This window comes from Flavobacterium arabinosi (genome assembly GCF_048158725.1).
Classification (GTDB): Bacteria; Bacteroidota; Bacteroidia; order Flavobacteriales; family Flavobacteriaceae; genus Flavobacterium; species Flavobacterium arabinosi.
The window spans coordinates 283,222-306,137 of the sequence record NZ_JBLNKX010000003.1 but is presented as its reverse complement, the minus strand read 5'-3'; the positions used below and the strand labels follow the sequence as shown (position 1 = coordinate 306,137).

General features: G+C 34.4%; 15 protein-coding genes. 6 read left to right on the top strand and 9 right to left on the bottom strand.

What is annotated here, in order from left to right:
• Positions 1-12 precede the first annotated feature (12 nt).
• The 3 genes from ACM55K_RS08145 to ACM55K_RS08135 are packed head-to-tail and all read left to right on the top strand — an operon-like array spanning position 13 to position 5,904.
• Positions 13-1,137: a glycoside hydrolase family 88/105 protein gene (locus ACM55K_RS08145; RefSeq protein ID WP_416849741.1), complete on the top strand. Its 1,125-nt coding sequence runs from the start codon at positions 13-15 to the stop codon at positions 1,135-1,137.
• A complete protein-coding gene (locus ACM55K_RS08140) occupies positions 1,137-4,115 on the top strand; it encodes a glycoside hydrolase family 2 protein (RefSeq protein ID WP_416849740.1) in 2,979 nt (992 codons plus the stop codon). The genes ACM55K_RS08145 and ACM55K_RS08140 overlap by 1 nt, the downstream gene beginning before the upstream one ends.
• A complete protein-coding gene (locus tag ACM55K_RS08135; protein ID WP_416849739.1) occupies positions 4,096-5,904 on the top strand; it encodes an alpha/beta hydrolase fold domain-containing protein in 1,809 nt (602 codons plus the stop codon). Before ACM55K_RS08140 ends, ACM55K_RS08135 begins: the two co-directional genes overlap by 20 nt.
• 557 nt (positions 5,905-6,461) lie before the next feature.
• On the opposite strand, the gene ACM55K_RS08130 is transcribed toward ACM55K_RS08135, so the two are convergent.
• The 5 genes from ACM55K_RS08130 to ACM55K_RS08110 form a co-directional block, all read right to left on the bottom strand.
• Positions 6,462-6,917 (bottom strand): hypothetical protein, encoded by a 456-nt coding sequence (locus tag ACM55K_RS08130; RefSeq protein ID WP_416849738.1) that lies wholly within the window; start codon positions 6,915-6,917, stop codon positions 6,462-6,464.
• Positions 6,918-7,099: 182 nt separating this feature from the next.
• The gene (locus ACM55K_RS08125; RefSeq protein WP_416849737.1) at positions 7,100-7,768 is read right to left on the bottom strand and encodes a potassium channel family protein; all 669 of its coding nucleotides are present in this window, start codon (positions 7,766-7,768) and stop codon (positions 7,100-7,102) included.
• Positions 7,769-8,009: 241 nt separating this feature from the next.
• Positions 8,010-8,465: a hypothetical protein gene (locus ACM55K_RS08120; protein WP_416849736.1), complete on the bottom strand. Its 456-nt coding sequence runs from the start codon at positions 8,463-8,465 to the stop codon at positions 8,010-8,012.
• Positions 8,466-8,620: 155 nt separating this feature from the next.
• Positions 8,621-9,433 carry a PH domain-containing protein gene (locus ACM55K_RS08115; RefSeq protein WP_416849735.1) on the bottom strand — a complete coding sequence of 271 codons (813 nt, stop codon included), beginning with the start codon at positions 9,431-9,433 and terminating at the stop codon, positions 8,621-8,623.
• A gap of 327 nt (positions 9,434-9,760) precedes the next feature.
• A complete protein-coding gene (locus tag ACM55K_RS08110) occupies positions 9,761-10,480 on the bottom strand; it encodes a hypothetical protein (protein ID WP_416849734.1) in 720 nt (239 codons plus the stop codon).
• Between the two features lie 283 nt (positions 10,481-10,763).
• Between ACM55K_RS08110 and ACM55K_RS08105 the strand changes: the two genes are divergently transcribed.
• Positions 10,764-11,672 carry a DUF6268 family outer membrane beta-barrel protein gene (locus ACM55K_RS08105; RefSeq protein ID WP_416849733.1) on the top strand — a complete coding sequence of 303 codons (909 nt, stop codon included), beginning with the start codon at positions 10,764-10,766 and terminating at the stop codon, positions 11,670-11,672.
• Between the two features lie 108 nt (positions 11,673-11,780).
• Here ACM55K_RS08105 and ACM55K_RS08100 read toward each other — a convergent pair whose 3' ends face one another.
• The 4 genes from ACM55K_RS08100 to ACM55K_RS08085 form a co-directional block, all read right to left on the bottom strand.
• Positions 11,781-12,776, bottom strand: coding sequence for a PorP/SprF family type IX secretion system membrane protein (locus ACM55K_RS08100; RefSeq protein ID WP_416849732.1), 996 nt, complete (start codon positions 12,774-12,776; stop codon positions 11,781-11,783).
• Positions 12,777-12,786: 10 nt separating this feature from the next.
• Positions 12,787-18,894 (bottom strand): PKD domain-containing protein, encoded by a 6,108-nt coding sequence (locus tag ACM55K_RS08095; protein ID WP_416849731.1) that lies wholly within the window; start codon positions 18,892-18,894, stop codon positions 12,787-12,789.
• 249 nt (positions 18,895-19,143) lie between these two features.
• Positions 19,144-20,724: an NADP-dependent glyceraldehyde-3-phosphate dehydrogenase gene (locus ACM55K_RS08090; RefSeq protein ID WP_416849730.1), complete on the bottom strand. Its 1,581-nt coding sequence runs from the start codon at positions 20,722-20,724 to the stop codon at positions 19,144-19,146.
• Between the two features lie 60 nt (positions 20,725-20,784).
• On the bottom strand, positions 20,785-21,096 hold the full coding sequence (locus ACM55K_RS08085; RefSeq protein ID WP_416849729.1) for a rhodanese-like domain-containing protein: 312 nt from the start codon (positions 21,094-21,096) through the stop codon (positions 20,785-20,787).
• A 295-nt stretch (positions 21,097-21,391) separates the two neighbouring features.
• Between ACM55K_RS08085 and ACM55K_RS08080 the strand changes: the two genes are divergently transcribed.
• Together ACM55K_RS08080 and ACM55K_RS08075 are read left to right on the top strand one after the other, a co-directional pair.
• Entirely contained in the window at positions 21,392-22,018 is a 627-nt protein-coding gene (locus tag ACM55K_RS08080; RefSeq protein WP_416849728.1) for a Crp/Fnr family transcriptional regulator, read from the top strand.
• Positions 22,019-22,089: 71 nt separating this feature from the next.
• Positions 22,090-22,878, top strand: coding sequence for a sulfite exporter TauE/SafE family protein (locus tag ACM55K_RS08075; RefSeq protein ID WP_416849726.1), 789 nt, complete (start codon positions 22,090-22,092; stop codon positions 22,876-22,878).
• Positions 22,879-22,916 lie beyond the last annotated feature (38 nt).

The following is a 22,916-nucleotide window of genomic DNA, read 5'->3' as shown; positions in this document are numbered from 1 at the left end:
CGATTCCAAAAAATGAAAAAAATACTTTTATTTTTCGCTATATCCCTTATATATTCGGGAACAGCAATGGCACAACAAACATTTGACAGAAACTTGGTATTGAAACAAATGCAATTGGCAAATGGCTATTTTATGGACAAATGGCCAGATACCGGTAAAACTATAATTACCAACAAGGAACGTCCCAGCAATATTTGGACTCGTGGGGTGTATTATGAAGGATTAATGGCCTTACATGAAATTTACCCAAAAGAAGCCTATTATAATTATGCATATTCCTGGTCCCAATTTCATAAATGGGGATTTAATAGCGGAAATACTACCCGAAATGCTGACAATTATTGTGCAGCTCAAACCTATATCGATCTATACAACTTAGAACCGGATGCTGAAAAATTGAAGAATACAAAAGCAAATATCAATATGTTGCTTAATACTCCTCAATTGAACGACTGGTCTTGGATTGATGCCATACAAATGGGAATGCCTGTTTTTGCAAAAATGGGAGTACTTGAAAAAGACAATCGTTATTTCGAAAAAATGTATGAAATGTATATGTTTTCCAGAAATAAACATGGAGACCATGGACTTTATAATCCTAAAGATGGCTTATGGTGGCGTGATGCCGATTTTGATCCGCCGTATAAAGAACCTAATGGAGAAGATTGCTATTGGAGTCGTGGCAATGGCTGGGTAATTGCGGCTTTGGCCAAAGTGCTGACCATAATTCCAGAAAATGCACCTCACAGAGAACAATATGTAAAAGATTTGAAAGCTATGGCAACTGCATTAGTTCCAATTCAAAGAGCCGATGGCTTCTGGAATGTAAGCTTGCATGACCCAACTAATTATGGCGAAAAAGAAGCGTCAGGCACAGCACTATTCGTTTACGGAATCGCTTATGGTATTAATAGCGGAATTTTGAAAAAAGAAACGTATTTGCCAGTAATTCAAAAAGCTTGGAATGCCTTGACAAAAGAAAGTTTACATGAAAATGGTTTTTTGGGCTTCCTGCAATCTACTGGTAAAGAACCAAAAGACGGACAACCGCTATCTTATGATAAAATCCCTGATTTTGAAGATTACGGATTAGGCTGTTTCTTATTGGCTGGATCAGAAATTTATAAAATGAAATAATGGATAAATATTTAAAAGCTTTATGTTTCTGGTTCTTATTATTGACTGTTTCGATTTCATTTTCGCAGGAATTTGTTAGAAATAAATACAATTTTAACGCAGATTGGAAATTGAAATCAGGAGATTTCGTGGAGGCAAAAAACATCAATTTTAATGATAAAAATTGGGAATCGGTTACGCTTCCACATGCTTATAACCAGAATGAGGCTTTTAAAAAATCTATTGAAGATCTAACTACAGGGATTGTTTGGTACCGTAAAAAGTTCAAGCTGCCTCAAGGAATTTCTAATAAAAAGATTTTTTTAGAATTTGAAGGCATCCGTCAAGGTGGTGTAATTTATGTGAATGGAACAAAGGTCGGCATGCATGAAAATGGAGTCATGGCATTTGGTTTAGACATTAGTGAATTCATAAAACCGTATCCTTTTCAGAATGCGGTGGCACTTCGTATTGATAACGATTGGAAATACAAAGAACAAAAAACGGGATCCACTTTTCAATGGAATAACAACAATTTTAATGCAAACTATGGAGGGATTCCAAAGAATGTTTTTCTACATATAACCGACAAATTATACCAGACCTTACCGTTGTATTCAAGCTTGGAAACAACAGGAACTTATATTCATGCTTCCCAAATTAATATTCCAACAAAATCAGCATTAATAACGGCTGAATCTCAGGTAAAAAACGAATATACAGCTCCTAAAACTTTTTCATATCAGGTAGAATTATTGGATATGGAAAATAAAAAGGTAGCTGAATTTTCTGGAGAAAAAACAATAATTGCTCCGGGAGAAACAAAAATAATCAAAGCGAGTCAGCAAGTACAATCATTGCATTTTTGGAGTTGGGGATACGGCTATTTATATACCGTAAAAACCATCTTGAAAGTTGAGGGAAAAGTTATAGATGAAGTACAAACTAAAACTGGATTTCGCAAAACGGAATTTAAAAACGGTGAAGTTGTACTCAATGACCGTGTGATACAAATAAAAGGCTACGCACAACGAACGAGTAATGAGTGGCCAGCAATAGGAATGTCAGTTCCGGCATGGTTAAGTGATTTTAGCAATCAATTAGTCGTGGAAGGAAATGGTAATTTACTGCGATGGATGCATGTTACACCTTGGAAACAAGATATAGAATCTTGCGACAGAGTTGGACTAATGCAAGCAATGCCAGCTGGAGATGCCGAAAAAGACGCTAAAGGCGAGCAATGGAATCATCGTGTCAATCTGATGCGGGATGCCATTATTTACAATCGAAATAATCCGAGTATTATTTTTTATGAATGTGGGAACGAAGTTATCAGTGAACCCCATATGCAAGAAATGAAAAGCCTTAGAAATACCTATGATCCTTATGGCGGAAGAGCCATTGGTTCCCGTGAAATGTTAGACAGTCAAGAAGCCGAATACGGAGGTGAAATGCTCTACATCAATAAAAGTGCAAAAAAACCATTGTGGGCTACGGAATATTCCAGAGATGAAGGATTGCGTAAATATTGGGATGAATACTCCCCTCCTTATCATAAAGAAGGCGAAGGTCCATTGTATCGCGGACAAAATGCTTCTGATTACAATCACAATCAAGATAGACATGCCATTGAAAATGTTGTTCGATGGAATGATTATTATAAGGAACGCCCTGGGACTGGTAAAAGAGTAAACTCCGGAGGTGTAAATATTATTTTTTCGGATTCCAATACCCATCACAGGGGCGAATCAAATTACAGAACTAGCGGCGAAGTGGATGCGATGCGCATTCCGAAAGATGGTTTTTTCACACATCAAGTGATATGGGATGGTTGGGTAGATATAGAAAAAAACCGAACACATATTTTAGGTCATTGGAATTATACCAATACCACTGCAAAAAAGGAATATGTTGTTTCAACAGGAGACCAAGTGGAACTTTTTGTTAATGGTAAATCTAAAGGATTTGGAACACGAAGCAATTCTTTTCTCTTTACTTTTGACAATATTCAATGGGAATCTGGAACTGTAAAAGCAGTAAGTTATAATGCTAAAGGAGCAATACTCAGCGAAGCTACAAAAACAACTTCCGGAGTACCATTTGCTATTAAACTATCTAAACACACCAACCCGAACGGAATGTTAGCGGATGGTGCCGATGTTGCTTTGGTGGATGTGGAAGTAGTCGATAAAGACGGTATTCGTTGTCCAACAAACAATACAATGATTGAATTCTCTGTTACTGGAGATGCTACATGGTTAGGAGGAATCGCTCAAGGACCGGACAACTATATTCTTTCAAAGAACTTGCCTGTAGAAAACGGAGTAAATAGAATCATGTTACAATCTACCCTGAAATCCGGGGCAATACGTGTTACTGCCAAATCTGAAGGCTTACAATCGTCAGAAATTGTATGGAATGCAACTGCAGTTTCAACTGAAAACGGACTTTCGAAACAATTGCCGGGAGCCGATTTGTTATCTAATTTACAAAAAGGACCAACTCCTGAAACGGCTTCTTATACCATAAAAAGAAATCCTGTTTTTATTTCACATGCCACTGCTTTGTCGAACAATGAAGACGTTTATAAAAGTTATGATGATAATGAACTGACAGAATGGTCTAATGATGGAAAAATAAGTACGGGCCGAATAGTATATACCTTGGCCAAACCTTCTGTACTAAATGAATGTGTGATTAAATTTACGGGATGGAGAACTAAAAGTTATCCTATTCGGATTTTAGCTGATGGCAAAGAAGTGTATAAAGGGGATACTATGCAAAGTTTGGGATATATTACACTGCCTTTAAACCCCGTTTTAGCACAACAAATAACTATTGAATTAACAGGAATCAATTCGGAAAAAGATGCTTTTGACAAAATTATTGAAGTCGAGGCAAATAAAGAATTAGATTTATTCAAGGATAAAACAGCAGTAGATGCTAAAGGGCAGTTGCGTATAGTTGAAATAGAATTTTATGAAAAACATAATGAATAAAAGTAAAGTATTATTTTGGGGATTGGTATTGTTTTTCGGATTAACAAATACCGTTTTTTCGCAAAACAAAGAAATAAAATTATGGGACCAGATTCCCGGAGCAATAAATAATGAAGCCTATAAGCAAGAACCAAGATTAGATTCCCAGGGAAAAATAACGGGAATTAGAAAAGTGACGGAGCCTACTTTGAAAGTTTTTTTGGCAAACAATAATAATTCCAAAAACACAGCAGTAATTATTTGTCCAGGTGGTGGATATGCGCTTTTGTCTCATGAAAAAGAAGGCGATAAAGTAGCTGAATGGTTTCAATCTATTGGGATTTCTGCCTTTGTTCTTAAATACAGATTGCCAAGTGATGTCATTATGAAAGACAAAACCATTGGCCCTTTGCAAGATGCACAAGAAGCAGTAAGAGTATTACGTCGCAATGCTGATAAGTGGCATTTAGATTCCAGTAAAATAGGAATTATGGGATTTTCTGCCGGAGGACATTTGGCCGCTACCCTATCCACACATTATTCTGACAAGGTTTATGATTCGAAAGACAATATAAGTGCCCGCCCGGATTTTTCCATCCTGATATATCCTGTGATTTCTATGGAAGACGGAATTACCCATAATGGGTCTAAAGAAAGTCTTTTGGGTAAAAATGCAAACAGTGAATTGGTTGCAAAATATTCCACTGAAAAACAGGTTGATTCCAATACACCAAAAGCGTTTTTAGTGCATGCTACAGACGATAAGGCGGTTCCTGTTGAGAATAGCATCAATTATTATCTGGCTTTAAAACAAAACAAGGTACCGACTGAAATGCATCTGTATGAAAATGGCGGACATGGTTTTGGTTTAGGTACTTCAGGAACGAATAAAGAATGGCCAAAAGCTTGTGAAAAATGGTTAGTTGCCAACGGATTAATTCCAAAAGCAGATGGATATATTTTTTCTTATTTTAAAGGAAATGGCGAAGATGGTTTGCATTTAGCTTATAGTGAAGATGGGTATAAATGGAATACTTTAAAAAATGACACTTCCTTTTTGACTCCTGAAGTAGGGAAAGATAAATTAATGAGAGATCCTTGTATTATAAAGGGCGGTGATGGATTGTACCACATGGTCTGGACAGTAAGTTGGACGGATAAGGGAATAGGATATGCTTCCTCAAAAGATTTAATTCATTGGTCTAAACAAGAATTTATTCCCGTTATGGCCCATGAAAAAAATGCACGTAATACTTGGGCACCAGAAATCACTTTCGACGAAAAAACGAATAAATACATGATCTATTGGGCATCGACCATTGAAGGAAAATTTACGGAAACTCAATCAGAGGAGGAAAAAGGATACAATCATAGAATTTATTACACCACTACAAAAGATTTTAAAAAATTCACTCGTACTAAACTTCTTTATGAGCCTGGTTTTAATGTCATAGATGCCACTATTTTAAAACAAGATAAGGGCTTTCTTATGTATCTAAAGGATGAAACCCGAAAACCAATACAGAAAAACATAAAAATAGCCTACAGCAAGCATTTAACGGGACCCTACACTAAAGCTGGTAATTCTATTACAGGGAATTATTGGGCTGAAGGACCTACCGCTGTCAAAATAGATGGAAATTGGGTAGTTTACTTTGATAAATATACCCAGAAAAAATATGGTGCTGTAAAAGAAACGGCAAATGGCTGGGAGGATATTTCCGACAAGATCAGTTTTCCATTAGGAACGCGTCACGGTACTGTTTTAAAGGTTCCGGAAGCTTTGCTTACACAATTAAAAAAACAATAATTTCTTATTAAGCCCTATTTATTAGGGCTTTTTAATGCCTTCAATTCTTTATTTTAAAGAAAACTTATCCTTATTTGATTAAATTTCTGGGGAACGTGATTATGAAAACCTTCAAGAGATAAAATCCCAGTTCTTTTTTAATCCAAATGGTAAAACTTTTTAACCAAATAATTCAGAACAAAATAAAGTAACGTAGCCACTACGGCTAAGGAAAATAAAAAGCTAACCAGGTTCACAACGATATTAGGAATAAACTTCAATCTGGGATGCGTGAAATACGGTTCCCGATGCAGTCTTTCATGAATATTTTGTTTCGCTATTTTGATTTTCTTTTTGATAATTCAATGATTTTAAAGACAACGTTATGGATTATTTACACGGATTGTGGTTTGCAATTTTATCACTCTAAATTACGTAATAAAATTAATATAAAGAGGGTATGAAATAGAAAAAGAGAATGCCGCATGGAAATTCTCTTTTGAGTTGTGCTTGCTATTTCTAAAAAATAGTAATTTTGGATTTCATCTCTTTTTAAGAATGATCTTTGCTGCAGTTATTTATATTTCTTTAATATTCCCTTTATTTTTCAAGAAGATAACTTCTATCATTTTACTGGTCATTCCAGTATCTATTTTAAGTTGGTTTGACAAAACTTCAATTACGTTTTTTTCTTCTTCCCCTAGTAAGCCATCCGAAAGTAAAATTTCCAAAGCAAGGGCAAATACCGTTTCTTTATCTGCTTCATTAATTAATTCACAACAAGCAGCAATATATTTTAATTGTCCAAGTTCCGTTTTTAAATGATAAGATTTTGCATAAAGAGGTGCAATATCAATTCCAACAAATTTATCTTTAGAATATAACAATTTGGATAATGATACTGTTTCGGAATCCTTAATTAGATTGTCCGCGGAAATACAAGAATATAAAATTCCAACCCAAGCTTCCAGTTCTGAGGTTACGGGATTTAAGGCAGCATTATTATTTTCTTCAACTTTATCAGATAAACTCATATTTGTTTTTTTTGCTAAAGTTACTGCGAACCTTTCCACACATTGCTCCGCCTTAGGAATAAATTATCATTTGATGGTTTAGCATAAGAACAAGTTTGAATTAAAAACTGATATCCAAATCGAGTGAAACCGATTTTATCAGTAATAAATTTATAATTATAACCAATTTATTATTCTCGAATTTATTCCTTCGATACCTTGTCTTCAACAAACCAGGAGGAAGCATAAGCTGTAAATGTTCCAAAAAGTCCAACTCCAGCTGTCATTAAAATCACAGCAATTAACCGTCCTTCAGTAGTTACAGGATATTTATCTCCATAACCAACTGTTGTAATTGTTACATAAGCCCACCAAATTGCATCTTCTGCACTTTTAATATTTCCTTCTTTTGTATTTTCTACTTGCAAAATTGCAATTGCAGAAAATATGATTAATAAAATTGCAAATATAGAAACTGATGTAAACGCACCTTTTGCTTTATTTTTGAAAACGTGATTTAATAATTGTTTTGAAGAACGAAACGCTCTAATAATCCTTAAGAGCCTAATTAAACGCAATAACCTTCCCGCTCTAAAATAATTTACAACTGGAATACTTGAAATTAAATCAATCCAACCCCAACGCATAAATTTTAATTTATTCTTGGCTTTAAAAAACCTGACTGTAAAATCTATAAAGAATATCAGGCAAATTACTTTATCAATAAAATTGAGAAGTTTTGATGTTTCAGTTGGTAATACAAAAACAGTTTCTACTAATAAGGCTCCTAAAACATAAATAGTTAATACTAAAATTATAATATTAAAATAGCCTAATTTATCATCAATTCCACTTGTTTTTATATTTTCCATATTCAATTCTGAATTCTATGTTTTAGGTTTATATTGTTTTTCTTTTTTAATTCCAGTTTTTAGATGAAGTATTTATGTCCTTAAATATTCCAAAAAGTGTAAGAATAGAAAGTCCAATAAATAGTAATTTCAATACTTTGTTGTGAAACAAAACGAACATAAAACTTTACAAAAAAAACAATAACCTAAAAAACAATGCTTTGGAATTATATTTTAGATATAATTTTTTATATTTAGTATTCTATTCTGTTATGCTTTTAATGTAAATATAATCCATTTTTCCAGAACCATTATCGAAAATACTTATCTCTTTAACATTTTCAATATTATTCCATCTAGTTACGTTTCCAGGATTAATAATGCTTGGCTCGCTTAATTCTAATCCTAATAATTCAATATTTTCATTATTAATTTCAAATTCTGAAAGTTTATTTATAGTTATCCAATCAGATTTATCATTTATAAATACAATTTCAAATTTATCAGATTGGTAATTCGCTTTTTCACAAGGTACATTGAAACAAGGCGTGTTACTTGGTTTTATCATTTCAACATTATCAGGTTTACCTAATATTTTTTCGATTTCAGTTTTGTTTTTCCCAATAATACTAGAAACATCAATTATAATTTCTTTTTTAGAGTTTACACAAGATGCTAATGTCAAAGCAACTAATAATATTTTGATTAAGTTTTTCATTTTAATATTTTTTATTTAGTGAGAAATTTTACTTGCCAATAAAGAGCCTGTTTCTTTAATATCTGATTTTTAAACATAAGACTAAATTATAGTGTTATGTGTGCTTTTTCGCAGGAAAAAACTAAGTAATTGCCACAAACATGTTTGCGGTAGTTTTATAATTTTGCTAGTAAAATTACTTTTTTCTCATTGAATTCTTCTTCAGTCAAAATTCCTTTTTCTTTAAGTTCTGCAAGTTTTTCAATTTGTCCTAATATATCTGGTTCAATATTTACTTGCTGATGAACGATTGGTTTTACCATTGTTTTTTGTCTAATAAATTCTGAAAATTCTTTTGCTCCAGTTACTAAATTTATTTTAGCAGTATTACCAGAACAAATAATTTTCAATACACCTTTTAAAAACCCAGTTTCAACGGAAACAGATGAAATTTTGTCATATGGAAAATCTTCCATTTTTATTCCAAAACCAAACACTGGTTTATCTATAAATATAACTCTATAATTTGTTGCTACTAATAAACCATTACCAGTTGAACCTTTACCTTCATCTAAAAATCCCGAATTTATTTTTTCTATATTTTCATCTTCCATTAATATTGTTGGTAATTCTGAAACTTCTATTTTATTAACAACAGTTGGGTTTAATTTAGAGATAGTTAATTTGATTTTTTGAAGCCTTTCATTATTGGAGCTAATTTGATTTTTATGTTGTTCTACTTTTCTTTCAAACTCTTCTTTTTTATCGCTTTTTATTTGCTCTTTTGTTGAATTAATTTGTTGAAGGGTTTCAATAACTTCTTGATTTGTAAATTGTTTCATTTTGTTTGATATATGAGAAGCATTATTCATTGCTAAACTCATATGACACGAAGTACAAATAGTTCCAGAATCTTTAGTTTGACCTTTACTAAACATTGGTGTATTAAGCATCCCTAATCTTTTATTGCAAGCTATACAATTTGCCATTTTATATTTTGTTTATGTTAGTTTTCTGTGTATTATTTTTATATTTTTTTTGAAATAAAATTACCGCTTAACTTATTTTATACCAGTCATAAAATGGCTCCAATCCATATTATATTACTGACTTTGTGTAATAAAAAGCTTCTTTATACTTTTGCTAATTCATGTATACTTAACCACAAACCATCCTATTCCTACAAATCTAAACCTTAACTTATTCATTACTTTACGGTTTCCCGTAAACCATCTTTTTTATTAAAAAATCTCCATAAAAAAACCGTCTTATTTCCATGAACAAGACGGTTTCTTTATATGTTTTAAACGTGCAGACTAATCCACAATTTTATAAAAGAACATTTGTGGAGCGCCTTCTACACCGGCATCCATCATTAGTTTTTTCTTTGCTTCAGAGGTCATGCTTGCTTTTGCTTTTTTAATATCGGTAACGGCAAATACCAGAGCCACCATGTTCGGATCATCTATACTTCGGGCCATTCCTCTATCAATGAGTCCTTCTTCCATTCTTTTGGCAGTCCCTTCGGCATCATACACTTTGAGCCACGCATCAAAATCTTTTACACGGTGGCTCACCATTAATCGATCTTTCTGGTCAATTTTGGTCGAATCATTCCGTATTACATCATAATAAGAGAATTCAGGTTTACCGGTTACTCCAGCTTTTTTCATTACGTCTTTAAGATTCGGAAGCACGCTGAAATCTTTTGCTTTTTGTACATCATTAAATTTATTTATTACCACAATCATATTCGCATCATCAATTCCTCGTCCTACGATATGATGGGTAATGCCATAAGCCATTCGCATAGAATCATGTGCGTCGTATCCTTTTCTCCATTTTTCATAATCAGCCACTTTATGCTTAATCACTATCACTTTAAAAGGTTCAAAGACCGCAACAGCAGAAGTGGTATCCATAGCCTTAGCTTCTTCAGGCTCTGTTTTCTCAGTTTTATTATTTTTACAAGATAAAAATGTAACGGTAAAAACTAATATCAAAACTGGTTTTAAAAATTTTTTAATGTTTCTCATACTATTATTTTTTTAAGTTATTTTTATTACGTAAATATAACAATAAATACTGATAATGAGATTGTTACAATTTATTTTGATTCGAAATTATCTCCCGTTTACTTGTAAAATTCACTGAATTCATTAAATACCAATTTCACAGAAGCACAATATCATTATATTCGCCAAATAATTAGGGTGATTAATCATCACTATCCCCTTTGTTTAAAGCGGATTAGGGTTTGCTATACTAATTTTAAGAATGAATATTTTGGATTAATAAAATAATATCAAAATTTATAAAATGAAAAAAATAATACAATTGTTATTTTTGATAGTACCTTTTTTATGTAACGCTCAAGAATACATCGATCTATTTTCCGTGAACTATGGGAAATCCCAAAAAACTACTTTTGAAAATTCATCGATTAACACCACCATATCCACATTTCAAACGAATCTTACTTTACCTGTTGTTTTAAATGAAAAATACACGGTTATCACCGGAGTAAATTTCAGCAGCTACAGTTTACAATTATTTCCTGATTCCAATAACAGTCATTTATATTCCACAAATTTAAGAGCCGGTCTAAGAATAAGCCATTCTGAACACTGGAGCGGAATCTATCTATTTCTCCCAAAAGCCGCATCCGATTATATCCATCTGAGCAGTGAAGATATTTATTTAGGCGGACTAGCCTTATTAAAATATAAAAGAAACGAAAACTTTGGTTATAGTTTTGGACTTTACGGCAGTAGTGAAGCGTATGGTATGTCTATGGTGCCAATTATTGGTCTCTATTATCACAGTCCGGATAAGCGTTTCGAAATGAATTTCTTTATGCCAAATGATGCTGATATCAATTATAGTTTGACTGATAAAACAAAAATAGGTGTTGATTTTCTGGGTCATGGAAACAGTTACAAAGTGACAACTGATAATATCCGTTCCAATTATGTCGAAAACAATTCGATAGATTTTTCTTCGTACGTACAACGAAGCGTGCTCGACAAAAAAGTACTCTTACGCCTAAAAATGGGATATTCTTTAAACCAATTTAGAGTATATCCAATCGACCAAAAACTTGATTTACAAATTCTGGCATTAAAATTTGGTGATAACCGTACAAAATTACTCGAAAACAAATCTAATACTATCCTTTTTAAGATGGAAGCAATTTATCGCTTTGATTTAAGTAAGGTTAAAAAATAACTAGTTTTTCAACCTTTTTCACAACACTTTTCACCGATTCTAATTCATAAAAAACCGTCTCGTTATTATAAACGAGACGGTTTTTCAGTCTAATAGATTTCCTAATACTTAATAATAATTGGGACAACCGAAACATTTTACTTTCAAATCAAATTGGTAGGTTACGGAGAGTTCATAAATTCCACCTGTCTGACCTATTTTTGATGTGCTAAAATCATGGGAATAACCAAATTTAAAATGTTCGTATTGCAATCCTCCAAAGGCATTTACCGAAGTCAAGAAATGACTGTTATCCGCTTTCTTCCCTGGATTTGTAGCTGCACTAACCCCGAAGAAAAACTTCTTAAAAACAAGCCCGGTTCCTAAATCAAATCGGCTGTATAGTCCTTGATGCATATAATTAGACGTTAAAAGCATTTTGGTTTCATAAGGAAAATAGGTAATGTCAATATAATCTCCCAGTAAGAATTCATATCCTGCATTGGCAGAGAAAAACATCCCTAACGGCACATTTCCGGTGTTTGAAAATGAGATATTAGGTTTATTAATGTGTTTTAGAGAAAGTCCAAACCATGCTTCTTCATTGTTAAACAGCATTCCTGCCGAAAAATCAAAGAAAGTTACTTTTTCATTTAGTAAAAGTGGATCTACACTGGATGTGTTTATGGTTCCTTGTCCAATATTGATTTGGTCTTCTAAAACAATATTCTGAAAACCATAAGATTTGTTTCCAAAACCCATTTCGATTGCAGGCCTAAAAAACCAATCATCATTTAATTGAACCCGATACGCATAATTAAAATTAACCTGAGTGAAATTATAATTCGTGAATTTTTCCCTGTGATTCAAAACATTTACCCCTATTCCGCTGTTGGCATTTTCTAACCAAGTATTTATAAAACCAAAATCTGAATCGACTCTAAAATTCAAATCAGGCCATTGCGTTCTGTGCAATATTCCAGCGTTAGTCGTTTCGAGGAATCCTGTAAATCCAGGATTCAACGTTTCGGGAACCATGAAATACTGTGTAAAAATGGGATCTTGTGCCTTAACCGTTAAAGAAAAAACAAACAAAATTATAAAAGTTGCTATTTTTATTTTCATTATGCTATTCTTATTTGATTAGTGTAAAAGGACCATTTCCATTTATTATTTTTCCATAAAAAGTGGTTCCCTTTACTTTGTAATAATAATTCCCATTTTCCGATTCTCTTTCTTTTATTCTCCCATCCCATCCTTGTAAGGTCTCTCCTTTTTCAGAATATATTAATTCTCCCCAAGTATCGTACACATCGAGTTGAAGTGATTTTAATCCAACAAAAACCGGTTTAAAAGTTTCATTAATTCCGTCTCCATTGGGAGTGAACCCATTTGGGATTACCATTTTATACCCTTTGTCAATAAGCAATGTTACAAAATGCGTATAAATACATCCAAAAGGATAGGTAACGGTCTGTGTCACGACATAACTTCCTTCTTTGACAAAAGTATGAGTTGGATTTTCTTCACTGGAAACACTTCCGTCACCAAAATCCCAAGCAGTACTGCTATAATCTGCCGTAGATGTATTGGTGAATTGTATTGGATCACTAATTGAAAAAGTACCAAACGTAGCATACGAATACGAACTGGTTGTGAAGGAAGGCGTACCTAATTTTGGAATAGCCACATTGAACGTATAATTTGCACTACAACCCAAATTATCCGTAACGCCAAGAATAACAGTTCCGTTTTGATTCGTGTTCATCATTTCGTTATTGACTCCGCTTACCGTTCCGCTGGACCAAGTCAGTTGATAAGGAGGAACTCCACCTGAAACTTGCGCCACAAAAGTTTGTTTGACCGATTTAGTTTCACAGTTAAAATCGGTTTTTGTTTCCACTCCAATTACTATTGGTGGTTGCCTGTTGATAACATATTGAGCCGTTTTTGAACAATCTCTGCTGTCAGTGACTGTAACTAAATAATTTCCTGCGGGAATAGTAGTTAAATCTTCGGTTGTAGCTCCGTTTGACCAAGTGTACGTGAAAGGTGGCGTCCCACCGGCAACTAGCAGATTGATAGCGCCACTATTAGTATCATTACAGTCGAATGCATGGGTAACATTTGCCGAAAGCACTAATTTTTGAGGCTCCAATATTATAAAAGTTCTGTTTATAATACACGGTTTGCTGTCGGTTATGGTAACAGTATAAGAACCGGGGCCTAGATTATTTCTAGTCAAACCTGCTGTACTTCCATCACTCCATACCAGTTTTAGTGGAGCAATTCCTCCTACTAAATTTAGATTGATACTACCATCATTCATTCCAAAACAAGAAATTTGTTTCACTACCGGATTGATGGTAAAAATGGGCGCTTCGGGTATGTTGACATTTAGCGTATTAACACAATTCAAAGCATCAGTAACTGTAATCAGATAATTTCCTGCCGAAAGATTGTTTTGAAATAATCCAGTTGCTAAAGTGCTCCATGCGATTTTATAAGGTGCAATTCCACCGGAAACAACTAAGCTAATTGATGCATTATTATCACCATAACAGTTGATTACAGTAGTGGTTGCCTTTATTATAATTTCTGAAGATTGTGTTACAAGAACCGATAGCTTTTTGGCACAGCCTGAATTATCCGTTACAGTCAAATCGTACGTCCCAGCGAAAATAGCCCTAAGATTTTTATTGGAACTTGTAAATCCATTTGGTCCCGTCCAAGCATAATTATAATCAAAAACGCCAGGAGAAATCTGGATTGGTGTTCCTCCCACTACATTAATATCGATCGCTCCAGTTGCAGTTCCAAAACATAAAACATTGGTCTGACTTACTAAATTTAAAACTAAAACAGGCGGCTCAGTAATTGTGAAAGTGGTTGTTACTGGCCCACAATTATTAGTATCCGAAACCGAAACAGCATAGACGCCCGGACTTAAATTCGATAAATCTTCAGTGGTTGCAAAGGGCAAATTATCTTTAATCCAAGTATATTTATAATTTAAAGTGCCCCCGGTTATTGTAATTGCTATCGCTCCATTGGCATTACCAAAACAGGTAATATCCTTTTCTAAATCGGTAGTAATAACGATGACATCAGGTTCTGTAATTTTATAAATTTTTGAAAAAGGACAACCTCCATTATCTAAAACTGAAAGTGTATAATCTCCCGGCGACAGGTTAGAAATACTTAGTGCATTCGATGTAAATCCGTTTGGTCCCACCCATGAAACTACGTATGGTGCGCCAGTAGTAAAAGGAATTCCTCCCGTTAAATTAGTTTGTATTGAACCATTATTAATACCGAAACAAGTACTATTTGTTACGATACTATTTGGGCTTATCGATGGATTGACAGTTACAACAATTGTAAAATTAGTTCCAACGCAAGTTCCTGAAGTTGGAGTAACGGTATAAGTAACCGTTGCCGGATTAGTTGTTGTATTAATCAACGTTTGGCTGATATTATTTTGAGGAATCGCTACCGCAAAAGCGCCATTAACAGCATTCGAAGGATTTATTACAGGAGTTGCCCAAGTGTAGGTGGTTCCGGCTGGCACGATATCACCACTTGAATTATCAGGAGCTACCGTAAAAGCTGTGCCACTGCATACTACTGCATTTTTACTTGCAATTACAGGATTTTGATTGATTTTAACCGCTGCAATTGCGGATGTTAAAACAGAACATCCTCCAGTAGACAATGTAATAATGCAATAATAATACGTTGTTCCAACTGTTACAGCGGGCGGATTGAAACTATCAGTTGTCGCTCCTGAAATTGAAGTGCTTCCTATTGTAGAATTAGTTGCATTAGAATACCATTGGTATTGTGGTGTACCAACTCCATTACTGTAAGCTACTTTTAAAAGTGTTGGTGTTCCTCCTAAACATAACGTACTTGAGGAGGGTTGCAAAGTAATTGTGGACGCAAGATTTATAATAACGGCAGCTACATTACTTTTGGCATTACAGCCCAAGCCACTTTGTGAAATTTCACAGTAATAATAAATTGTTCCTATTGCTGTTGTAGGCGGCGTAAAAGTAGTATTTGTTGCTCCTGGCAATATAGTTCCTCCGCTATTTGAGTTTGTTCCATTGGAAAACCATTGGTAAGATAATGCTCCAACACTACTGTCTCCAGAGGCAGTCATAGATAAATCTGTTGGAGCAACATTTTGACATAAAGTTTGGGTTGGCAATGGTTGTGAAGTAACAATTGGGTCGGCAACAACTTTAATTTCTGCTGGATTACTTGCTATTGGACCGCATCCGCTTCCTGATAATGTTATAACTGCATAGAAATAATTTACTCCTGCAACGGAGAAAACCGTTGGTGTGTAACTTGAATTAGTAGCTCCAGAAATTAGGGCTCCACTACTATTTGCATTGGTTGTGTTTGAAAACCATTGGTAACTCGGAATTCCTGTTCCGCCAGAATAACTTACTTTTAATGGCGGGCTTATAGTACTTCCAACACAGAGATTTTGTGATGCTGTTGGCTGTAAAGTAATTGTTGCACCTGCAGTAATTGTAATATTTGCTACAGCAGAAGTAATGCTGGAACAACCTCCAGAACCACCCAATGTAATAATACAATAATAATAAATTGTTCCAATTGTTGTACTTGGCGGCGCATAAGTAGTGTTTGTTTCTCCAAAAAGTGGTGTTCCCGTAGTTGTATTATTACTTATATTTGAATACCATTGGTACGTAGGTATTCCTGTTGAAGTATTTAAAACTACAGCTAATACATTAAGTGTTCCATTTTGGCAAATCGTATTTGAAGCGGGCTGGGTTGTAATATTTGGTGCGGGGTTTACTGTAACAACATAATTTACAACTGCTCCTGAACATCCATTTAATAGGGGAGTAATGGCATAAGTGACTGTTCCTACTGTAGTATTTGTTGTTGAAATGGTTTGTACAGGAATTGTATTCGTAGTCCCTGAAGCCGTAAAACCAGTGATTCCTGAAGTTGCTGTTGCAGTCCAAGAAAAAGTAGTTCCAACAGTATCAGCCGTTAAGTTTACTAAAGTCGTTTGTGAACCGGAACAAATAGTTTCGGTTAAGGATGTATTTGTTAAAGTTGGTGTTGTACTGACCGAAAATGTTTTGATGGCTGTTGCAGAAATACCACATTCATTAGTTACTGTTAATGAAACCGTATAATTTCCAGAAGTATTATAAGTAATTGTTCCCGGAATAGCAGCGGTTGCAGTTGCTGGAGTACCGCCAGGAAAACTCCAAGCATAGGTTAATACACTAGAAACAGGTGCGCATCCTTGTACTACAGCCGTTGGTGAAATAGCTGCTGTCCCACAAGCATTTGGAATAGTATTTATGATGACTGTTGGAGGCTTTTTTACAGTTATGATTTGAGCAGGAGAAACTACAGAGCCGCAGGAATTTGTGATAGTTACACTGATACTATAAGTTCCCGGAGTTACAAAATTGAAAGAAGGACTTGCTGAAGTTGCCGTTCCGCTTGTATAACTCCAAACCGCTGGACTAATTCCGCAAAAACCACCAGCATAAGCAACATTCCATTGATAAGTTGGCGGGGCACAGGAACCAACAAGATTAGTGGTGTTGTTTGTAGTTACCCCTAATGGTGTACAACCTGAATTTACGTCTATGGTAAATTGTGGAACTAGTGGAGTCTCGACACAAATTGGTTGGGTTTTGGTGGATTTACCGCAATAGCCTTCAGCTGTTAGTGTTACAGTATAATTTCCAGGGGTTGTATATGTATGATTGCTATTTTTAACCGATTGTTGTTCAGGAGAACCATCTCCAAAATTCCAAGTATAAATAGAATCTTGATTGCAATTCTGATTAAAACCAGATATTGTAGTATTTGTAAACAAGACACTTGCATTCGAACAAACGTTTGCTGGTACTGTAAAATTTGCAACTGGTTTTACAAATACACTAATATTTGACACAGTAGCTGTTGTAAAACCACAAGCATTCGTAACCGTTAATTTAACTATAAATTCACTACCTGGACAGCTTGTAGTTGTGTATGAATGTGGAATCAAATAATTAGCTGATGCGGAAGGATTTGCGGCGTTATATTGCAAAGAACTTTCTAATTGACTTTGGGTAAGATGCACAATTGCCGAATTATCGCCATAATCTATGTCATAAACAGTTCCAATAGAATTATTTCCCCAAGCTGAAATTGCAAAATCAATATTTACTGTTGGAGCACATAGATTAGTTGTACTACCCGGACTTACAATTCCACCAGAGGGATTTGTAACATTCTTAACAACATAAGTCTTAGAATTACTGCATCCGTTAGTCCCTAAAGCTGTGATAATCATATTATAGGCTCCCAATTGAGGGTAAGCATGTGTTTGTGGAAAAGCAGTAAAATTTAAAGTCGAATTCCCGTCTCCCCAATCTATAGTGTAAGAAGTAATACAGGAACTCGAAACAGAACTATTTCCAACGGATATAGTGTATGTAGGATTTAATGCTGAAGCATTTTGACAGTTGCTAAATGGAGAGAATGAACTGTTATTATCTTTAAAATTAATATCTGGTTTTTGTTTTACTGTCACATTATGTGAGATGGAAATTGAACAGCCTCCACTGATGTCTGTTACAATTAATTTTACTGTAAATGGAGCTGTACTACAACCCAATGAGATAAATGAATGACTTGGATTCTGACTTGTAGATGTAAAACCATCTCCAAAATCCCAAGCATAAGTATAAGTACCAAATCCAGAAACATTAGAATTAAACTGAACAGCTGTTCCCGAACAAGAATTGTCATTGGTAAACGTAAAATCTACAACTGGCAAAGCATTAACCTGTATCGTTACTGATCCAGTTTGGGCTTGAGTTGAATTAGTAGAGTCCTTGACACTAACTAATGTATATACAAAACTTCCTACAGTAGACGTTGGCACATTCAATGTTAAAATATCTCCTGTCGATTGAGAAGTAATTATATCAGGCCCACCATTTATTTTATACGTAAACGTATAAGGAGCAGTCCCTCCTATTCCTGTAAAAGTTATTACAGGTTGGGTTCCATTAGTACAAACTGAAGTTGCATTCGTGGTTATTGTAGCAGTTGGTAATACTAAATTATTGGCACTCTCCGCTACTATTATTTTATCGATACCTACATGTGGGTAATTGCTTTTAGCATTTAAATTATTACCTGAAATTATCAAGACAAAAAGAAAAATAATCTTGTAAAGGTGTTTCATAATTGCGTATTAAATTAGTCAACGATTACCATCATTGTCATCCGGTAAAATAAAATTTAACAAATATAATGTAATGTTTTTCCTTTATGTTGCGGTTTCCCGTAAAGCTGTGTTATTTTTGTCATTATTTTAAAAAATACAACTCCATATTTAATTTACGGAAAATAAAACCAGAATTCAATATCCGAATCTCATAAAAAAAAGCCGCCTCGAAAAAACGAAACGGCTTCAATTTTAACTATTTAATACTTACAAAATATAGTCCGTATTAATAAAATTGGATTCTTTACTGTTCAATAACTCTTGCAAAATTGCATTGTTATAGTCATTGTCCTTCGAAGCAACAAAAGTTCTGATCGAGAACGAACGCAATGCATCGTGAATACTCAAAGTCCCAACCGCTGAATCTTTTCTTCCTGTAAATGGGAAAACATCCGGTCCTCTTTGGCAAGAACTATTCAAGTTTACTCTACAAACAAGATTCACTAAAGTATCGATAAGCGGCGCAATGGTTTTGATATCTTTTCCAAACAAACTTACTTGTTGTCCGTAATTAGACTCGGCCATATCATTCAATGGTTCTTGAATGTCTTTGAAAGAAATAATAGGCACAACCGGACCAAATTGCTCTTCATGATACACACGCATTTCCTTGTTTATAGGAAACAAAACTGCTGGAAAGATATAATTATCAGAATGCTCTCCTCCTTTTGCATTAATAACTTTTGCTCCTTTAGTGGTAGCATCATCTATTAATTCCTGGATATAAGCCGGTTTTTCTTTTTCTGGTAAAGGAGTAAGAAATACTGATTTGTCCCATGGATTTCCAAAAGTTAATGCATCCACTTTGGCAGCAAATCGTCTGTTGAATTCGTCCGCTATTGATTCATGCACATATAATACCTTCAAAGCAGTACAACGTTGTCCGTTGAAAGATAAAGATCCAGCAATACATTCTTGGATAGCCAAATCTAAATCGGCATCCGGAAGGATTATCGCAGGATTTTTTGCTTCTAAACCTAATACCAAACGCAATCTATTTTTGTTTGGATGTTGATCTTGCAAAGCAATCGCTGATTTACTGTTTCCTATCAAAGCCAAAATATCAACTTTTCCGGATTTCATGATCGGTGAAGCCACTTCACGTCCTCTACCGTACACAATATTGATAGCTCCTTTTGGAAAACTGCTTCTAAAAGCTTCTAACAAAGGAGAAAGTAATAAAACGCCATGTTTAGCTGGCTTAAAAATTACAGGATTCCCCATAATTAAGGCAGGAATAAGCAACGAAAAAGTTTCATTCAATGGATAATTGTATGGTCCTAGACACAATACAACACCAAGCGGTCCTCTACGAACCATGGCATTTATCCCTTGTACTTTAGAAAAATGAGCACTACGTGCGTTTAATTCTTTGTAACTTTCAATAGTGTCATAGATATACTCTACAGTCCTGTCAAATTCTTTTTCAGAATCACCCAATGATTTTCCAATTTCCCACATCAAAAGTTTAACAACTTCTGTTCGAGTTGTTTTCATTTGGGCAACAAAATTTTCCATGCATTTAATACGATCCACAACTTTCATTGTAGGCCATAAACCTTGTCCGTTATTGTAAGCCGCAGATGCCGCTTCAACAGCTTCCATAGCCTCTGCTTCTCCCATAAATGGAATAGAACCCAAGATGGTAGGTTCGTATTTTTCAGTAGATGAAATCGTAGAAAAAACTGGAGTGGTTTGACCGGTCCATTTATTTAATTCCCCATTAATTAAATAAGTATCCTGATTTAGTAACGTATTAATTTGAAATTCTTCTGGTATAAAACTCATTATAGCTTGGTTGTATTTTAATTTAAAATTTAATAAAAAGAGGTGCTTGCCTGCATAGTTTTATGGTGCAACGACTTCGCCATCCCATTCTATAATTCCTCCTAATAAGTTGTAGGTGTTTTCAAAACCCAGTTCGTTCATGATTTCACAAGCTTTTGCACTTCTCATACCGGAACGGCAATACACGTAATAATTTTTACTTTTGTCCAAAGCCTCTATTTCGTCTATAAAACCCTGTCCCTTGTGAATATCAATAAGTATGGCATTAGCTATAATTCCATCATTCGTTTCGTCTTCGGTTCTCACGTCAAGTATTACTGCATTTTCATCAGCTTCGAATTGAGCAACCCAATCTTCTTGTGTTAAATTCATAGTATCTTTTTTTGTAAAAATACGAAGATTTTACCAAACAATAAACCTCCCTTTTGTTAATTAGATAATATTCTAAAGAAAACGTTTTCGCAAAACATTAACTATCAATAAACTATAAATTCGGCGTTTATTTTTGCGAAAAATAGTCTATTAAATCCATCGGAAATACATAAAGCACAACACCTGATAATTGAGGAATCAATCTCTTTTTTCAATACTAGAATTGCAATAATCTTTTGAGTTTTTAGACTACTTTTACAATATAACTGTTGCCAAAATTTAAAATAATTCCAAAATGCTTGATCCTATAAAGAAACTATTCCCTTCATTTTCTTCTGAATTAGTCAAAGATATTGATGCCAATGCTACTGTTCAATCCTTCAAAGCGGGCGATATTATTATGCGAACCGGACAGTACATAAAAAACACCGTTTTGGTTATCAGTGGCAAGATTAAGATTTACCGCGAAGATGAAAATGGTGGTGAATTTTTCATGTATTATTTACAACCCGGTCAAGCGTGTGCCATTTCCATGATTTGCGCTACAAAGAATGCAAAAAGCCAAATCTTGGCCAAAGTTGTTGAGGACGTAGAATTGATAATGATTCCTTTACCGCTGATGGATAAATGGATGATGCAACACCGCAGTTGGTATGAATTTGTAATTGATACTTATCGAAGTCGATTTGAGGAAGTGCTGGAAGTTGTTGACAGTATCGCTTTTAGAGCAATGGATGAGCGCTTAGAATTTTATCTAAAACGCCATGCCGATGCTTGTGGCTGCAACCATTTAAAACTTTCCCATCAGGAAATCGCATCCGAACTGAATACATCAAGAGAAGTCATTTCCCGTTTACTAAAAAAAATGGAACAACGAGGATTGGTCAATTTACAGCGCAATAACATTGAACTTTTGAAATAAATCTTCCTAATGTGATAAATGTTACTGTTTGTCTAAAATTTACAGACAACCTTTGCAATAAAAATTATAAAATGGAATATTTAGGCTATTTTGCATCAATTATCATAGGACTTTCATTAGGTTTAATAGGTGGCGGCGGATCAATTCTAACCATTCCCATTTTAGTTTACTTATTTAAGATCGAACCAGAATTAGCTACCAGTTATTCGTTATTCATCGTGGGAGTTACCGCTTTATTTGGATGTATTAGCCATTATAAAATGGGGAATCTTAAAATTAAATCCGCGCTATACTTCGCTATTCCATCGGTTTTTTCGATACTTATAATCAGGGAAGTTATTTTTCCAAAAATAGCGGCAACCCTATTCTCCATTGCATCTTACCAAGTATCAAAAAGTTTTCTGATTATGATTGTTTTTGCAATATTGATGATGGCCGCCGCTATATCCATGATACGCAAAACAAAACCGGTAACAGGCACTCCAAAAACAAACTACACACAACTGGGAATCATTGGATTTATAGTTGGAATTGTAACTGGTTTTCTAGGTGCTGGTGGTGGATTTTTAATCATACCAGCTTTATTGTTTTTTGCTAATTTGCCAATGAAACAAGCCGTTGGTACCTCTTTACTCATTATTTTCATCAACTCCTCCATTGGTTTTGGAGGTGATTTATACATTGGCACACCTATAAATTATCCTTTTTTACTGGGGATTACTGTCATAGCGTTTTTAGGAATGATCATAGGAATCAAACTTTCGAAAAAAATTGACGGTGCTAAACTAAAACCAATCTTTGGCTGGTTTGTATTAGTGATGGGAATTTACATCATTACTAAAGAGATTTTCTTTCATTAAAAACAAAAAAGTATCCCGAGTTGGAATACTTTTTTGTT

Coding starts and splice junctions, on each gene's coding strand:
- ACM55K_RS08110 (WP_416849734.1), bottom strand. CDS start 10,480: ATGAGAAACATTAAAAAATTTTTAAAACCAGTTTTGATATTAGTTTTT.
- ACM55K_RS08140 (WP_416849740.1), top strand. CDS start 1,137: ATGGATAAATATTTAAAAGCTTTATGTTTCTGGTTCTTATTATTGACT.
- ACM55K_RS08130 (WP_416849738.1), bottom strand. CDS start 6,917: ATGAGTTTATCTGATAAAGTTGAAGAAAATAATAATGCTGCCTTAAAT.
- ACM55K_RS08090 (WP_416849730.1), bottom strand. CDS start 20,724: ATGAGTTTTATACCAGAAGAATTTCAAATTAATACGTTACTAAATCAG.
- ACM55K_RS08125 (WP_416849737.1), bottom strand. CDS start 7,768: ATGGAAAATATAAAAACAAGTGGAATTGATGATAAATTAGGCTATTTT.
- ACM55K_RS08120 (WP_416849736.1), bottom strand. CDS start 8,465: ATGAAAAACTTAATCAAAATATTATTAGTTGCTTTGACATTAGCATCT.
- ACM55K_RS08100 (WP_416849732.1), bottom strand. CDS start 12,776: ATGAAAATAAAAATAGCAACTTTTATAATTTTGTTTGTTTTTTCTTTA.
- ACM55K_RS08115 (WP_416849735.1), bottom strand. CDS start 9,433: ATGGCAAATTGTATAGCTTGCAATAAAAGATTAGGGATGCTTAATACA.
- ACM55K_RS08075 (WP_416849726.1), top strand. CDS start 22,090: ATGGAATATTTAGGCTATTTTGCATCAATTATCATAGGACTTTCATTA.
- ACM55K_RS08085 (WP_416849729.1), bottom strand. CDS start 21,096: ATGAATTTAACACAAGAAGATTGGGTTGCTCAATTCGAAGCTGATGAA.
- ACM55K_RS08105 (WP_416849733.1), top strand. CDS start 10,764: ATGAAAAAAATAATACAATTGTTATTTTTGATAGTACCTTTTTTATGT.
- ACM55K_RS08095 (WP_416849731.1), bottom strand. CDS start 18,894: ATGAAACACCTTTACAAGATTATTTTTCTTTTTGTCTTGATAATTTCA.
- ACM55K_RS08145 (WP_416849741.1), top strand. CDS start 13: ATGAAAAAAATACTTTTATTTTTCGCTATATCCCTTATATATTCGGGA.
- ACM55K_RS08135 (WP_416849739.1), top strand. CDS start 4,096: ATGAAAAACATAATGAATAAAAGTAAAGTATTATTTTGGGGATTGGTA.
- ACM55K_RS08080 (WP_416849728.1), top strand. CDS start 21,392: ATGCTTGATCCTATAAAGAAACTATTCCCTTCATTTTCTTCTGAATTA.